Origin of the sequence: Salinisphaera sp. S4-8 (assembly GCF_040361235.1) — a bacterium.
Taxonomy (GTDB): Bacteria; Pseudomonadota; Gammaproteobacteria; order Nevskiales; family Salinisphaeraceae; genus Salinisphaera.
Genome location: NZ_APNF01000010.1, coordinates 1 through 13,949, shown reverse-complemented (window position 1 = coordinate 13,949; position 13,949 = coordinate 1). Strand labels below are relative to the sequence as shown.

General features: G+C 61.8%; 13 protein-coding genes. 7 read left to right on the top strand and 6 right to left on the bottom strand.

Going from position 1 to position 13,949, the window contains the following annotated elements:
• Positions 1-68 precede the first annotated feature (68 nt).
• Positions 69-524 (bottom strand): RT0821/Lpp0805 family surface protein, encoded by a 456-nt coding sequence (locus S4A8_RS14555; protein WP_353220680.1) that lies wholly within the window; start codon positions 522-524, stop codon positions 69-71.
• A gap of 165 nt (positions 525-689) precedes the next feature.
• On the opposite strand from S4A8_RS14555, the gene S4A8_RS14550 reads away from it, so the two are divergent.
• Complete coding sequence (locus tag S4A8_RS14550) at positions 690-1,691, top strand: NAD(P)H-quinone oxidoreductase (RefSeq protein ID WP_353220679.1); 1,002 nt, start codon at positions 690-692, stop codon at positions 1,689-1,691.
• Positions 1,692-1,719: 28 nt separating this feature from the next.
• Here S4A8_RS14550 and S4A8_RS14545 read toward each other — a convergent pair whose 3' ends face one another.
• The 3 genes from S4A8_RS14545 to S4A8_RS14535 are packed head-to-tail and all read right to left on the bottom strand — an operon-like array spanning position 1,720 to position 4,488.
• Positions 1,720-2,274, bottom strand: coding sequence for a gluconokinase (locus S4A8_RS14545; protein ID WP_353179901.1), 555 nt, complete (start codon positions 2,272-2,274; stop codon positions 1,720-1,722).
• A 10-nt stretch (positions 2,275-2,284) separates the two neighbouring features.
• Positions 2,285-3,055: an SDR family oxidoreductase gene (locus tag S4A8_RS14540; protein ID WP_353220678.1), complete on the bottom strand. Its 771-nt coding sequence runs from the start codon at positions 3,053-3,055 to the stop codon at positions 2,285-2,287.
• A 50-nt stretch (positions 3,056-3,105) separates the two neighbouring features.
• The gene (locus tag S4A8_RS14535) at positions 3,106-4,488 is read right to left on the bottom strand and encodes a GntP family permease (RefSeq protein WP_353220677.1); all 1,383 of its coding nucleotides are present in this window, start codon (positions 4,486-4,488) and stop codon (positions 3,106-3,108) included.
• 187 nt (positions 4,489-4,675) lie between these two features.
• Between S4A8_RS14535 and zwf the strand changes: the two genes are divergently transcribed.
• From zwf to S4A8_RS14515, 4 genes are read left to right on the top strand one after another with little or no spacing between them, the layout of a single operon-like run.
• Complete coding sequence (gene zwf / locus S4A8_RS14530) at positions 4,676-6,157, top strand: glucose-6-phosphate dehydrogenase (protein WP_353220676.1); 1,482 nt, start codon at positions 4,676-4,678, stop codon at positions 6,155-6,157.
• 2 nt (positions 6,158-6,159) lie between these two features.
• The gene (pgl, locus tag S4A8_RS14525) at positions 6,160-6,846 is read left to right on the top strand and encodes a 6-phosphogluconolactonase (RefSeq protein WP_353220675.1); all 687 of its coding nucleotides are present in this window, start codon (positions 6,160-6,162) and stop codon (positions 6,844-6,846) included.
• A gap of 33 nt (positions 6,847-6,879) precedes the next feature.
• Entirely contained in the window at positions 6,880-8,757 is a 1,878-nt protein-coding gene (gene edd / locus S4A8_RS14520) for a phosphogluconate dehydratase (RefSeq protein ID WP_353220674.1), read from the top strand.
• Between the two features lie 23 nt (positions 8,758-8,780).
• Positions 8,781-9,389: a bifunctional 4-hydroxy-2-oxoglutarate aldolase/2-dehydro-3-deoxy-phosphogluconate aldolase gene (locus S4A8_RS14515; protein WP_353220673.1), complete on the top strand. Its 609-nt coding sequence runs from the start codon at positions 8,781-8,783 to the stop codon at positions 9,387-9,389.
• A gap of 820 nt (positions 9,390-10,209) precedes the next feature.
• Here the strand turns inward: S4A8_RS14515 and S4A8_RS14510 are convergent.
• Positions 10,210-10,887 carry a DNA-3-methyladenine glycosylase family protein gene (locus S4A8_RS14510; RefSeq protein ID WP_353220672.1) on the bottom strand — a complete coding sequence of 226 codons (678 nt, stop codon included), beginning with the start codon at positions 10,885-10,887 and terminating at the stop codon, positions 10,210-10,212.
• A complete protein-coding gene (locus S4A8_RS14505) occupies positions 10,887-11,525 on the bottom strand; it encodes an SDR family oxidoreductase (protein WP_353220671.1) in 639 nt (212 codons plus the stop codon). The genes S4A8_RS14510 and S4A8_RS14505 overlap by 1 nt, the downstream gene beginning before the upstream one ends.
• Positions 11,526-11,649: 124 nt before the next feature.
• Here S4A8_RS14505 and S4A8_RS14500 point away from each other — a divergent pair, with 124 nt between their 5' ends.
• Both S4A8_RS14500 and S4A8_RS14495 read left to right on the top strand, forming a co-directional pair.
• The gene (locus S4A8_RS14500; RefSeq protein WP_353220670.1) at positions 11,650-12,345 is read left to right on the top strand and encodes a glutathione binding-like protein; all 696 of its coding nucleotides are present in this window, start codon (positions 11,650-11,652) and stop codon (positions 12,343-12,345) included.
• A 310-nt stretch (positions 12,346-12,655) separates the two neighbouring features.
• Entirely contained in the window at positions 12,656-13,537 is an 882-nt protein-coding gene (locus tag S4A8_RS14495) for an HNH endonuclease signature motif containing protein (RefSeq protein ID WP_353220669.1), read from the top strand.
• Positions 13,538-13,949: the final 412 nt, after the last annotated feature.

The window sequence follows — 13,949 nt, the reverse complement described above, 5'->3', positions numbered from 1 at the left end:
TCTCGATGCGCTCGGGCGGACAAAAAGAAGCCGGGCTTAGCCCGGCTTCGATCGGCGGTGCTGCGGTCTTACGACTGCACTTTCCAGGTGCCGTCGCTCTGGCGACAGGCCGTACCGCGTACTTTTTCCGGCTGGCCGTCGACATTGGCGTTCATGGTGAACTCGCGACAGGGCTGGTTGCCGTTGTTGTAGGTCCGCGTGGGCGTGACGGAATAGTTAGCGTTGGTGTCCGGATTGGTCCAGCTCGAGGTGTTGCCGGTCTGGTTGCTTTCCAGCGCACTGCCGAACTGCTGGCGGTCGCGTTGTCCGAAGTTGTCGCCGATACGACGCCCAAGTGCGGCGCCCGCCAGCGTACCCACAACGGTGGCGATGGTGGTGCCACGGCCGCTGCCGATCTGCGAACCGGCCGCGCCGCCGGCGATACCGCCGATCACGGTGCCGGTGTCGCCGGAACTCCAGTTGGCACAGCCGCTCATGGCGACGGTGAGCGCCAGCGCACTCAGAAAGCTAACGGTCTTGGTCATGGGGTGTTCTCCACTGTGGCCCGTTACGTACAGGCCGTTTTCGCTAAAAATGCGTGCCGATCAGTGTAACCAAAACCGGAGGTATGGGCAGGCCGGGTTCATTGCCGGCCGGAATTTTCTATATGCTGTCCCGCGTTAATTAAAACCCCATTTCAGGAGAACGCCATGCGGGCATGGTTGGTAGAAGAACCCGGTGCGCCGGAAGCGCTCGAACTCAAGACCATCGATGCGCCCGAGCCGGGGCCGGACGAAATCCTTGTTGACGTGCGCGCGGTCGGTATCAATCAGGCCGATGTGCTGCAGCGTAAGGGCGGCTACCCGCCGCCGAATGGCTTCGATGTACGCCGGCCCGGGCTGGAATATGCCGGCGAGGTCGCTGCCGTGGGCGATCGCGTGACCACGCGCCAGGTCGGTGATCGAGTGATGGGGCTGATCGGCGGCGGCTCCTATGCCGAGCAGCTGGTCGTGCACGAACGCGAAGCGCTCACGATCCCGGCCCACTACGATTTCGAGCAGGCCGCGGCCATGCCGGAAGCGTTTCTGACCGCCTATCGCGGGCTGTTTCTGGTCGGCGAACTCGCACCGGGACAGTGGGCGCTGGTACGCGGTGCCACCTCGAGCGTGGGCCAGGCAGGCCTGCACCTCATTCAGGCGCTGGGCGCACGCAGTATTGCCACCAGCCGCAAGCAGGCGCGCCTGGACGAAATGGAGCAGCGCTTCAAGGCGCTTGGCTTCGACAAGGCCTATGACCTGGGTCTGGAAGACGGCGACGACGGCGTGGCCAAAGCCGTACAGGAACAAACCGGCGGCGCCCATCTGGTGCTGGATTTCGTGGGCGGTTCGGCATTGGCCGACAACCTCGACGCGCTGCGCCCGGAAGGCCGCCAGGTACAGATCGGGCTCATCGGTGGGCGCAAGAGCGAAATCGATATGGGCAAGCTGCTCATGCGTCGGCTCAGTCTGGTGGCGATGACCATGCGCAGCCTGCCACTGGAGCGCAAGATCATGGTTGCGCAGATCTTCAATGATCGTCTGCTGCCGCTATTCGAAGCCGGCAAGCTCAAGCCGATGGTCGATCGCGCCTTCGCCTTCGAAGAGGCGGTCGAAGCCCATCAGCTGATGGAGTCCGGCGAGCATGCCGGCAAGCTGGTGCTCGTGCGCAGTTAGACGCTATCGCCAGTGCGTCGGCCCGTATTCATTCGTCGCGGCCGACGCGCTCGCACAGCGCCTGTGCGCAATCGGCGACCACCAGGTCGAATTCACCATCGATATTCACACGGACGGCCTCGGCATCGGTCGGTGCTTCGAGCGTATCGAACTGGCTGCGCAGCATGTCGGGCGAGAAGAAATGCGCGCGCTGTTGCATACGCGCGAGGATGACGTCGTAACTGCCCTCCAGAAACGCGAACATCAGCGCCGGATCGCCGCGGCGCAGGTGCTCGCGGTAGACGCGCTTGAGTGCCGAGCATCCCAGTAGTAGCGAGGTGTCGCGCCGGCGGTAGTCGGCAATGATCTCGGCCAGCGTATCCAGCCAGCCGGCACGGTCTTCGTCAGTCAGCGGTATGCCCTGGCGCATTTTCTCGACGTTGGCCGGCGGGTGGTAGGTATCGCCGTCGATATAGGTGATGCCCAGACGCTCGGTCAGTGCCGCACCCAGCGTCGACTTGCCGCTACCGGACACGCCCATGAGCACGATACGCCGTGTACACGGCAGAGCCAGCGGCGTGGTCGTCGATTGGGGGTTATCCACCGGAATACACCTAGACCACCGAGGTCATGCCGCCATCCACGAGGATGTTCTGCCCGCACACGAAGTTCGAGGCGTTCGAACACAGATACACCAGCGTGCCGATGAGTTCGTCGAGCTGGCCCCAGCGCGCCGCAGGGGTACGTTTTTCGATCCAGGCATTGAAGTCGTCGTCCTGCCAGAGGGCGGTGTTCATATCGGTCTGGAAATAACCTGGCGACAGGCAATTGACCTGAATACCGTGGCCGGCCAGATCCGCGGCCATGCCCTGGGTGAGCAGGGCAACGCCGCCCTTGCTGGCGCCGTAGGGCGCGATGGTCTGGCGTGCCAGCTTCGACTGCACCGACCCGATATTCACGATCTTGCCCGAGCCGCGCTCGATCATCGCAGCGGCCAGCGCGTGCGATACATAGAACGCACTGGACAGATTGCTGGCGATGACGGCGTCCCAGTCCGACGGATCGAATTCCGCGAAGGGCGCACGCCGCTGCAAACCGGCGTTGTTGACGAGAATATTCGGCACGCCGTGCGTGTCGGTCAGGCGCCGAATGCCATCGGCGACGGCATTCGCATCGGTCACATCGAATGTGATGCTGCCTGCGGGGGCGGCGCCTGCGGCGCGCATGGCCTCGGTTTGTTCGGCCAGGCGCGCTTCATCGCGCCCGTGCAGGATCACACGCGCGCCGCGCTCGGCCAGGCCCAACGCCATACGCGCGCCGAGCCCGCGCGAGGAGCCGGTGATCAGCGCGAGGCGATCGCTCAGATCGAATAGCGAATCGGTCATGCAAAGCTCCGGTGGATCGAGCGCGCTCGCGAATGAAACATCAGCAGCGTCTAAAACAGCGCGTACAACAGGTACGTGAAAATGAATGCCAGAATCGACTCCAGCGCCTGCTGCACGGTCCAGGTCTTGAGCGTGGTCTTGACGTCCATGCCCATGAGCCGGCCAACCAGCCAGAAGCCCGAGTCGTTGACGTGGCCGGCGAACACCGAACCGGCGGCTGTGGCCAGCGTAATCGCGACCACCTGCATGGCGGAATAGTCACCGGCGGCAACCGCGGGTGCCATCAGCCCGGCAGCGGTGACCAGCGCGACCGTGGCCGAGCCTTGCGCCAGACGCACGATTGCTGCGACCAGATAGGCCGCGACGATCACCGGCAGCCCGAGCTCGCCGAGTGAATCGGCCAGCGCGTCGCCGATGCCCGAGGTTTCGAGCACGCCGCCAAACATGCCGCCCGCGCCGGTGATGAGCACTACCGAGCAGATCGGCCCGAGCGAACGATCGAGGATCTTTTCCAGCGCGCTGCCGTGCTCGCCGCGGCGCCAGCCAAGCACATAAGCGGCAACCAGCACGGCAATCAGCAGTGCAACCGGGGTCTCGCCGAACAGCACGATCACGTTGAACCACTGCGCGTCGTCGTTCACCCAGCCGAGCGAAGCCGCGAACATGAGGCTGGTATTGGCAAAGATCAGTACCAATGGCAGCAGCAACAGGGCGATGACGGTGTGCACCGCGGGAGGCGTGGTGACGTTGTCGTCGTCCTCGGCGCCGAACAGGCCCGCGCCGGTCACGCCGAAGGGATGGCGCGCGGCGGCGAAGCGCCCCCACAGATAGCCGGATAGATACCAAAGCGGAAACGCCATCACGACACCGACGAACAACACCAGACCCGGATTGGCGCCATAGGCCTCGATCGCGGTGACCGGCCCCGGGTGGGGCGGCACGAATACATGCATCACCGAAAACGCCGCCGCAGCCGGCAGACCGTAGAGCAACACCGGACCGTTCAGCCGACGCGCCACGGCAAAGATGATGGGCAGCATGACCACCAGCCCCGCGTCGAAGAATATGGGAAAGCCCATGAACAACGACGCCAGGCCCAGGGCGAACGGCGCGCGTCGTTCGCCAAAGAACGCCACCATGCGTTCGGCCAGCACCGTGGCTCCGCCCGAGTGTTCCACCAGCTTGCCCAGCATGGCGCCGAAGCCCACCAGTAGTGCGACCGAGCCCAGCGTTTCGCCAAAGCTGCCCACCAGCACGTCCACGATGGCACCCGGCGGAATACCGGTAGCGAAGGCTGTGACCAGACTGACGATGGTCAGTGCGAGAAACGCATGGACATTGAAACGGATGACCAGTACCAGCAATAGCGCCACGGCGGCGACCGCGATCGCGAGCAGCGGGCCTGCGGAAAGCGTTTGTGTCCAGTCGTCCATAAGCAGCGTCTTCGGGACATGCAGCGCGAACGCGGCTGGGGGCGTTGCCTGCACTGGCCAGCTTCACAGATCGACTGTCTGGCTAATATGCGACCAAGGTCGGTGGCCGGTTGTCACAGTGGCCCGGCACGCTAAATGCATTGTGTACGCATGCCCCGATAGGCTCTGAAGAGTACAGTGATCGCATATGGCTGAATTCGTACCCGTAGACCCGTTCGACCTCATCATTTTCGGTGGCACGGGGGATCTCGCACAGCGCAAGCTGCTGCCGGCGTTGTTTCATCGCGATGGCGATGGTCAGTTCAGCGACGACAGCCGCATCGTGGCGGTCTCGCGTGGCGAGATCGATAGCGAGGCCTATCGGCAATGGGTACGCGAAACGCTGGAAGCGCAGCTATCCGCGAAGGAACTCAAGGAAAATGTCTGGCAGCGTTTTGCCGCGCGTTTGCACCATGTCGCGCTGGATATGCAGGCCGAAACGGGCTGGGACGATCTGGGAGCAGCGCTCGATGCCGACGCCAAACGCAGTCGCGTGTTTTATCTGGCCACGGCCCCGTCGCTGTTCGGCACGGTTGCCCAGCGGCTTCACGATGCCGGTCTGACCAATGAGCGCTCGCGTATCGTGCTGGAAAAACCGGTCGGCCACGATTTCGATTCCGCGCGCGAGATCAACGATGCCGTAGGCGCGGTCTTCGCCGAATCCCAGATCTATCGCATCGATCATTATCTGGGCAAGGAAACCGTACAGAACGTGTTGGCCCTGCGTTTTGGCAACTCCCTGTTCGAGCCGCTATGGGCACGCGGCGCGGTCGATCATGTGCAGATCACCGTGGCCGAGCATCTGGGTGTGGGGCAGCGCTTCGATTTCTATAATCGCACCGGCGCGCTGCGCGACATGGTGCAGAACCATATGCTGCAGCTGCTGTGCATGGTGGCCATGGAGCCGCCGGCGAGCATGCACCACGACGATATCCGCAACGAAAAGATCAAGGTGCTGCGCGCACTCAAGCCGATTACCCGCGAGGTGGTCAATCGCGTGACCGTGCGCGGGCGTTATACCGCCGGCATCGTCGGCGGCGAGCCGGTACCCGGCTATCGTGAAGAAGGCGAAAACCCCGAGATCAAAAACGCGGCACAGGACACCGAAACCTTCGTCGCCATCAAGGCCGAAATCGACAACTGGCGCTGGAACGGCACGCCGTTCTATCTGCGTACCGGCAAGCGCATGGCGCGCAAGCTTTCCGAGATCGTGTTTCAGTTCAAGCCGGTGCCGCATTCGATCTTCGGCGAGCAGCCGCTCACGCCCAATCGGCTCGTGCTCAGCCTGCAGCCGGAAGAGGGCGTCCAGCTCACGCTGATGACCAAGGAACCGGGGCCGGGCGGTTTTCGCATGCGCTCGTTGCCGCTCAACCTGAATTTTCCGGATGCGTTCGCGGTGACCTATCCGGACGCCTACGAACGGTTGCTCATGGAAGTGCTGCGCGGCAATCCCGCGCTGTTCATGCGCCGCGACGAAATCGAAACCGCCTGGCGCTGGATCGATCGCATCATCGACAGCTGGCATACGCGCGGCGTGCGTACCCATGAATACATGGCCGGTAGCTGGGGGCCGACGGATTCCTTCGTGCTGCTCGATCGCGACGACCGCCGCTGGGCGCAACCGGAATAGCCATGCCGAGTTTCCATGAATTTGCCGACCGCGGCGCCTGTGCCCAGGCGCTTGCCGATGCGCTGGCGGCCCAGCTGCGCGAGGGTATTGCCAATAACGGCCGGGCCACGCTGGTGCTCAGCGGTGGCTCGTCGCCGATCGATCTGTTCGAACGGCTCGCGCTGATCGAACTGGACTGGTCGCGAGTGACCGTGCTGCCCAGCGACGAACGCTGGGTCGCGCCCGATCAGCCGGAAAGCAACGAGGCCGCGCTGCGCGAACATCTGCTTTATGGCCCCGGCAACGCCGCCCGGCTGTTTGGCCTGTATCGCGACAAACCGACACCGGATGCGGCCCAGTCCGCGCTCAACGCCGAGCTGGCCCGGCTGCCACGCTCCTTCGATGCCGTCGTGCTCGGCATGGGCGAGGATGGCCATACCGCCTCGCTTTTTCCCGATGCGTCGAATATCGAAGCCTGTATGACCAGCAATGCCGAATGCGTCGTGCCGGCACGCGAGGACGACGGCCCCGCGCGGATCAGCCTGAGCCTGAATCGGCTGCTTGCCACGCGTTCGTTGTATCTGCTGTTCTTCGGCGATGCCAAGCGCCGCGTGTACGACATGGCCTGTCAGGCGGGGCCGGCGGTCGAATACCCTGTACGGGGCGTAATTCATCAGGATCATGTACCCGTGGAGGTGTACTGGTCCTAAACGCGGACATACGGTCCGCTGGAGCGACGAGCCATGAGTCTGCACCCGGTTATCGAAGACGTAACCCAACGCGTGATCGCGCGCAGCCGCGATACCCGCGCGGCCTATCTGGCCAAGATCGACCACGCCCAGAGCGTGGGCCCGCACCGCGGCAAGCTCTCCTGCGGCAATCTCGCCCACGGCTTCGCTGTCGAGGACAAGCCGGGCAAGGACGCACTGGCCGGTCAGAAGCGCCCGAATGTGGGCATCGTCTCGGCCTACAATGAAATGCTTTCGGCGCACCAGCCGCTGGGCGATTTTCCGCCGATCATCAAGCAGGCGGCCTGGGATGCCGGCGGCGTGGCCCAGTTCGCCGGTGGCGTGCCGGCGATGTGCGATGGCGTGACCCAGGGCCAGCCGGGCATGGAGTTGTCGCTGTTCTCGCGCGACACCATCGCCATGGCCACGGCCGTGGCACTGACGCATAACATGTTCGACGGCGCCCTGTGTCTGGGCGTATGCGACAAGATCGTGCCGGGGCTGATGATCGGCGCGTTGTCGTTCGGCCATCTGCCGGTGATCTTCGTACCCGGCGGGCCGATGACCTCCGGCTTGTCGAACAAGATCAAATCCGAGGTGCGCCAGCGCTTTGCCGCTGGCGAGATCGGCCGCGATGAATTGCTCAAGGCCGAGTCGATGTCCTATCACTCGCCGGGTACCTGTACGTTCTACGGCACTGCCAATTCCAATCAGCTGTTAATGGAATTCATGGGGCTGCATTTGCCCGGGTCGTCGTTCGTGAACCCGAACACACCGCTGCGCGATGCGCTCACGCGGGCCGCCGCGAAGCGCGTGGTCGCGATTACCGAGCTGTCCGAGGATTACCGCCCGATCGGGCGCATCGTGGATGAAAAGGCCATTATCAACGGCATCGTCGGCCTGCTGGCCTCCGGTGGTTCCACCAACCACACCATGCATATCGTGGCCATGGCACGCGCGGCCGGTGTGAAGATCGACTGGACCGATTTCGCCGAGATTTCGGCCGTGGTTCCGCTCATGGCGCGGGTCTATCCCAACGGTGTGGCTGATGTGAACCATTTCGCTGCGGCTGGCGGTATTCAATTCATGATCCGCGAACTGCTCGCCGCCGGTTTGCTGCACGAGGATGTCTCGACCGTGGTCGGCGACGGGCTGCATCGCTATACGCAGGAGCCGTTTCTCGACCGCGACGAACTGGTCTGGCGCGAGGGCGCCGAGGAAAGCCACGATACCGACGTGCTACGCGGCGTGGCCGAGCCGTTCGCGGCCACCGGCGGGTTGCGTGTACTCACAGGCAATCTCGGACGCGGCATCATCAAGATATCGGCGGTCGAGAAACAGCACCGCACGATTCATGCGCCGGCTAAAGTCTTTCCCAGTCAGGAGCACGTGCTGGCGGCCTATCAGGCCGGCGAGCTCGAACGCGACACGGCCATCGTCGTTATCAATCAGGGCCCGCGTGGCAATGGCATGCCCGAGCTGCACAAGCTCACGCCATCGCTCGGCGTGCTGCAGGACAAGGGTTATCAGGTCGCGCTGATTACCGACGGGCGCATGTCCGGCGCCTCCGGCAAGATTCCCGCCGCCATCCAGATCACGCCCGAAGCACGGCTGGGCGGCTTGATCGGCCGTATTCGCGATGGCGACATGATCGCGCTGGATGCCGAAGCCGGCACGCTGCGTGTCGAAGTCGACGACGCCGAACTCGAAGCCCGCGAACCTACGACGTTCGACGATCAGCCCGAAAGCGAATTCGGCTTCGGCCGCGAACTGTTCGCGGTATTTCGGCGCAACGTCGGCTCGGCCGAAGAGGGCGCCTGTGCGCTGCTCGACGCCCAGCCGGCCGATACCGAAACCCGCACCACGGTCACCGAACCGGAGCCGGCGGAATGAAATACGCTCAGACCCGTCAGGTCATGGCGATCGCGCCGGTGATCCCGGTGGTGGTCGTGCCCGATGCCCAATCAGGCGTTGAAATCGCTCGTGCGCTGGTGGCCGGCGGTATTGGCGTGATTGAAGTGACCCTGCGCACCGAGGCCGGGCTGGCTGCGATCGACGCGATTGCGAATGAAGTGGACGATATCTACGTAGGCGCCGGCACGGTCTGGACCGCTGAACAGGCCGAGCGGGCGATTGATGCCGGGGCCGAATTCATGGTCTCGCCCGGTATTGCGGACGAAGTGAATGCGGTAGCGCAGACGCGCGATATTGCCTATCTGCCGGGCGCGCAGACGGTGAGCGAAATCGCCCATCTCAAACGGCAGGGCGTGACGGCAACGAAACTGTTCCCGGCGTCCGTCGTCGGCGGGCCGGCCGCGATAAAGGCCTTTGCCAGCGTGTTTCCCGATCTGGTCTTCTGCCCGACCGGCGGCATCAAGGAAGACACCGCGGCGGACTATCTGGCGTTGGATTGTGTGCCCTGTGTCGGCGGTAGCTGGCTAGTTTCTGCAGAGGCCGTGGCGGCCGGTGATTGGGCGAGCGTTCAGGCGGCGGCAGAGCGGGCCTCCGCCTTGTCTGGTGCTTGAGTGCTGAAAGCTACGCGGTTCAAACCGTTCGTCTTCTGAATGAACTGTGCGGGTGAATTTGCGCTTGGGGTTTCGCACTGCTGTGCGAGGTACTTCTCTTTGCTTGTCCAAAGAGAAGTACCCAAGAGAAAAGACACCCTATCTTGCGTCGGCGCTACGCGCCGATGCCCTGCGCGGCTCCGGCCGAACGCGGGCCGGCCGGAAACTCGCTTCGCTCAAACATCCGGCCCGCTTTATCCGCGTTTGGCCTCCACTGCTCGGCGCTACGCCCAAGGGGCCCGAATACAGGCAAGCGTCGCTATCGCTCGCTCAAAGCCATGTCTTTTGTAGGTCGGATTAGCCGAAGGCGTAATCCGACAAGAACGTAGCCGCGCGCCCTGATTTCGGTTGGTGGCCGCATCGACTCACCGCTACGGGTTACGTGCGGTATTGGCCCCGTGTGAAGCGAACGAGAAGCGCAGGGCCGAAGGGTTTCCGGCGCACGGCGCCGGTGCGCGCAGCCTGTCTGAGGATCGCTAAAGCGATCCGAGTTCTGCGTGCATCCCTTCGGCGCGAGAACTTGTTATTGCATTGGCAATGGTTCGGCGCCTTGCGCGCCGACGCGTAACCCGGGTGTCTTTTCCTTTGCCTACGTTCGTTTGGACAAGCAAACGAAAGTGGGGCGGGTCGCGCAGCAGCGCGAAACCTCGGGTGAGCCAAACTCGTGAGTGCCGAAGGCCTAAGGTGCTAGATTCCTTCGTGATCTGAATCGACTATGCAGGCGAATTCAGGCTTGAGGCTTCACTCGACGCAGGCCCGCAACAGCCCAATCACTCCAAACCTACAACTCCAACGCCCGCCACATATACCAACTGCCCACCGACCGATAAGGCCGCCAGATCTCGCACTCGCGCTCCAGCTGTTTCGGCTTGGGCAATTCGTCGCGTCCGTAGGTCATCGCATAGCCCTTGCGTACGCCCAGATCGTGAATGGGCATCACGTCCGGCCGGCCGAGGTGGAACAACAACAGCATTTCCACTGTCCAGCGGCCAATGCCGCGGATGGCGGAGTAGCGCTCGATGAGCTCGGCGTCTTCGTAATCGTCCAGGCGTGATTCGTCGGGCAGTTCGCCGGCCAGTTGAGCCGCTGCAAGCGCTTGCAGGCTGAGCATCTTGTTTTGCGACAAACCCGCCCCGCGCAGCGTGGCATCATCAGCTGCAGCAATGCGTTCGGCACCCGGCGTATCGCCACCGCCCAGCGCCGTCAGCACGCGCCGGTGGATGGTGCCGGCTGCCTTGCCGGAGAGCTGTTGGTAGACGATGGCCCGCATCAGGGCATGAAATGCGTCGGGCGCGGCGACGGTTTGCGGCGCATACGGGCCGACACGTGCCATGAGTTCGCCCAGCACCGGGTCCACGGCGGCGAGTTCGCGTACGGCATGGGTTGCGTCGAAGGCGAGCGGGGTCGGCCGGCCCGTGGTGTAGGCCGTGCCAACCGTATTATCGGGCGAATCCGCCATCAGATACCCAGCAACGCTTTATCGATCGGCGTATCGCCGGCGAGCATTTCGTAATGCCGGCCGATGGTGTTGGGCGAATCGAGCGTGAGCAGCAGCGCCCGGGCCACATCTTCGCGGGCGACCTCGCCATAGCGATTCAGATCCTTGGCGATATCGGCGGTGCCGGTGCCCTCGTCGTCGGTCAGTCGGCCTGGGCGCACGATGGTGTATTCCAGGTCCGAGGCGCGCAGATGATCGTCCGCGGCCTTCTTGGCTTCGAAATAGTGACGCATCTTCTCGGGGCCGTTTTCCGGCGTATCCGCGTTCATCGACGACACCAGAATGAACCGACGGATACCCGCACGCTCAGCCTGGTCGATGATGGAAATCGCGCCGTTGCGATCCACGTCCTGTGTCTTCTCCGGGCCGGTGTGGGCACCCGAACCCGCGGTGAATATCACGGCGTCGCAGCCGACGAGTGCTTCGCTGATATTACCCTCGATATCCGCGACCACGACGTCCGTGGCGCCCAGCGCCTGCATTTCCTCACGCTGGGATTCGTCGCGAATCATCGCCCGGGCGGTGTGCTCACTCTTGGCCATTTGGCGTACCAGGCGCTGACCGATCTTGCCGTGCGATCCAACAATCAATACATGCATGGGACTGTTCCGTTGACGTGCGTCCGCCGTCACACGGCGAGCGCTTGAATTTGTCACTTCACTGTACAACCTTAGGTTGTGACGACGATTTACAACCAGCCGCGACCGCGGCGAAGGACACGCGATGATCGATCTCTACACCTGGACCACGCCCAACGGACACAAGATTCACATCATGCTGGAAGAAGTGGGGCTGGAATATAAGGCCCACCCGATCAACATCGGCAAGGGCGATCAGTTCGGCGAGGAATTCCTCAAGATCAGCCCGAATAACAAGATCCCCGCGATGGTCGATCAGGACGGCCCCAACGGCAAGCCGTACGCCATGTTCGAATCCGGCGCCATGCTGATCTATCTGGCCGAGAAAACCGGCCGCCTGTTGCCCACCGATACCGTCAAGCGTCATGACGTCATGCAGTGGCTCATGTTCCAGATGGCCAGCGTCGGCCCGATGCTCGGCCAGGCGCATCACTTCAACAAGTACGCGCCGGAGAAGATCGAATACGCCATCAAGCGCTACGAGAACGAAGCCAATCGCATCTACGGCGTTATGGATCGCCGCCTGAAAGACTTCAAATTCCTCGCCGGTAACGACTACTCCATCGCTGATATCGCGACCTGGCCGTGGCTGCGCAGTGCCGAGACGCAGGGCGTGAATATCGACGACTACCCGAATGTCCGCCGCTGGTTCGAAATGATCGGCGACCGCGAGAACGTGAAGAAAGGGCTACAGGTGCTCGCCGATCACCATACGGATTTCAGCCAGGACAAAAATGCGATGGAGAATATGTTCGGGAACAAGCAGTACGAGAAGCGGTAGTTACCGGCTCAGCGACCGCTGAGTCTTTCCAGGCACAGCGTCACTCATACTCCAAGCCCGCCGAGCGCGGGCTTTTTCATGAGTGGCATACGTGCGATATTCGAGATCGAGTAACGAACGGCCCGCTGTCGAAAGAGCGTGTCGGTAATTTACGAAGCGAATATGTGTCGATCTAATATGCATGATCGGGCTAAGTAATTGAATCAGATAAGGCCGCTGCGGCGCTAGGTAGACCAAGCTGTAGCGTGTTAGGTAGACAAATGTCGTCGAATTGGCGTTAGCCATCAGATGATAGATGCAACGAGAATTCATGGCCTCAAATAAATCGTATGAGCAGCCGCGCCCTTCAATACCCGCAAATGTCCGCCGATCAGTGGAAGTCGAGTCTGGGCACTGTTGCGCGATAAAAGGCTGTGGTGAACACACATACCTGGAAATTCACCACATTGATCAAAATCGGGACCACAACAATCAAGAGAACCTCATTCTTCTTTGCGACAAGCACCACAAGATGGCCCATGCGGACATTATCGACAGAAAGGCGCTGAGGCAATATAAGGAGTTGCTTGTCGATTCTCACGCAACGCTGATTGCGCGAAAATTTGAAGAGCTAAAAGCTCTTATCATTCAAGAAAAGGCAGAAGTTCCCGAGCCGGAACCGTCGCGGGTACAACCCCCGGACGATAGGGTCGTAAAGCAGGCAGCCAATAGGGCGGATATTCTGAACTTTGCCTTGTATCATGTGGCGATAGCTCACTTCGAGAACGAACACCGCATCTATTTCGAACACCAAGTTCAATTTTCGCAAGGCGATACTTCGCTAAAGCTAGATGCCCTTCGACAAGATGACGACTTGCCTGAGGACGTTGTTCTGGACGTTCATTATCTGCGCAAGCCTTATATGGATGCGCCAGCTTACGGCCCTTGGCTCGCCAAAAAGTTAGAAATTTACGAACTCCTTACCGGCCGACCAGCGCGTGGTGTGTTGATAGTAGTCGTAGGGCGTGAACGTATGCTGGAGGGAAGCTATTTAGACATGACGAGGCAGGGCGTTGAGTCATGTGGCGGAACGGTCACGCTCCAAGTATATAGCTGTGAGCAGGTAGGGTTTCACCCTGGGGCAATCAGTGCCTCAATGTTCGCGTCGAATCTCAAGAAAGAGAATGCGAGCGATGAAGGGCACGATGGCTAACAAATCGCTGCAGTTGACCGCCGAAAGCGCTGCGGCGCTTCGGTCGGCAACTGAGCTTTGGCGTTGGGTAACTGCGTGGTTTGGTTTTGGCTCATCGAGTTGGCAGCTAAACATCCGCCGAATCGGCTTCGCTATTGTGCAGCCCGCCCGGCGAAGTAAAACGGGCGACCGGTCATTACGTCTCCGCTCGAATCTGGGCGTTTTTCGGCAAAGTCAGCCTTCGCAGACGCAGCAGGTTTTGGCCCCTTCGTTCCGAGAATAAAAACGGGCCTCGTTCGATGCTCAGAGTAGGCGGCGGTCTCGGCGGTTTCGTTTCAGCTTTGCTATCTTCGGGGCGTGGAGCATTTATCGGAGTTACTGTCAAATCTGGTGTATGAGGAAAGAAGCTAGGCGGCTTTCCTGCTGAGTTGTC

Bases quoted from the DNA above. Each gene is read 5' to 3' on its own strand.
- S4A8_RS14555 (WP_353220680.1), bottom strand. From the start codon at position 524: ATGACCAAGACCGTTAGCTTTCTGAGTGCGCTGGCGCTCACCGTCGCC.
- S4A8_RS14505 (WP_353220671.1), bottom strand. From the start codon at position 11,525: ATGCATGTATTGATTGTTGGATCGCACGGCAAGATCGGTCAGCGCCTG.
- zwf (WP_353220676.1), top strand. From the start codon at position 4,676: ATGGCTGAATTCGTACCCGTAGACCCGTTCGACCTCATCATTTTCGGT.
- S4A8_RS14550 (WP_353220679.1), top strand. From the start codon at position 690: ATGCGGGCATGGTTGGTAGAAGAACCCGGTGCGCCGGAAGCGCTCGAA.
- pgl (WP_353220675.1), top strand. From the start codon at position 6,160: ATGCCGAGTTTCCATGAATTTGCCGACCGCGGCGCCTGTGCCCAGGCG.
- edd (WP_353220674.1), top strand. From the start codon at position 6,880: ATGAGTCTGCACCCGGTTATCGAAGACGTAACCCAACGCGTGATCGCG.
- S4A8_RS14540 (WP_353220678.1), bottom strand. From the start codon at position 3,055: ATGACCGATTCGCTATTCGATCTGAGCGATCGCCTCGCGCTGATCACC.
- S4A8_RS14535 (WP_353220677.1), bottom strand. From the start codon at position 4,488: ATGGACGACTGGACACAAACGCTTTCCGCAGGCCCGCTGCTCGCGATC.
- S4A8_RS14500 (WP_353220670.1), top strand. From the start codon at position 11,650: ATGATCGATCTCTACACCTGGACCACGCCCAACGGACACAAGATTCAC.
- S4A8_RS14510 (WP_353220672.1), bottom strand. From the start codon at position 10,887: ATGGCGGATTCGCCCGATAATACGGTTGGCACGGCCTACACCACGGGC.
- S4A8_RS14495 (WP_353220669.1), top strand. From the start codon at position 12,656: ATGGCCTCAAATAAATCGTATGAGCAGCCGCGCCCTTCAATACCCGCA.
- S4A8_RS14515 (WP_353220673.1), top strand. From the start codon at position 8,781: ATGGCGATCGCGCCGGTGATCCCGGTGGTGGTCGTGCCCGATGCCCAA.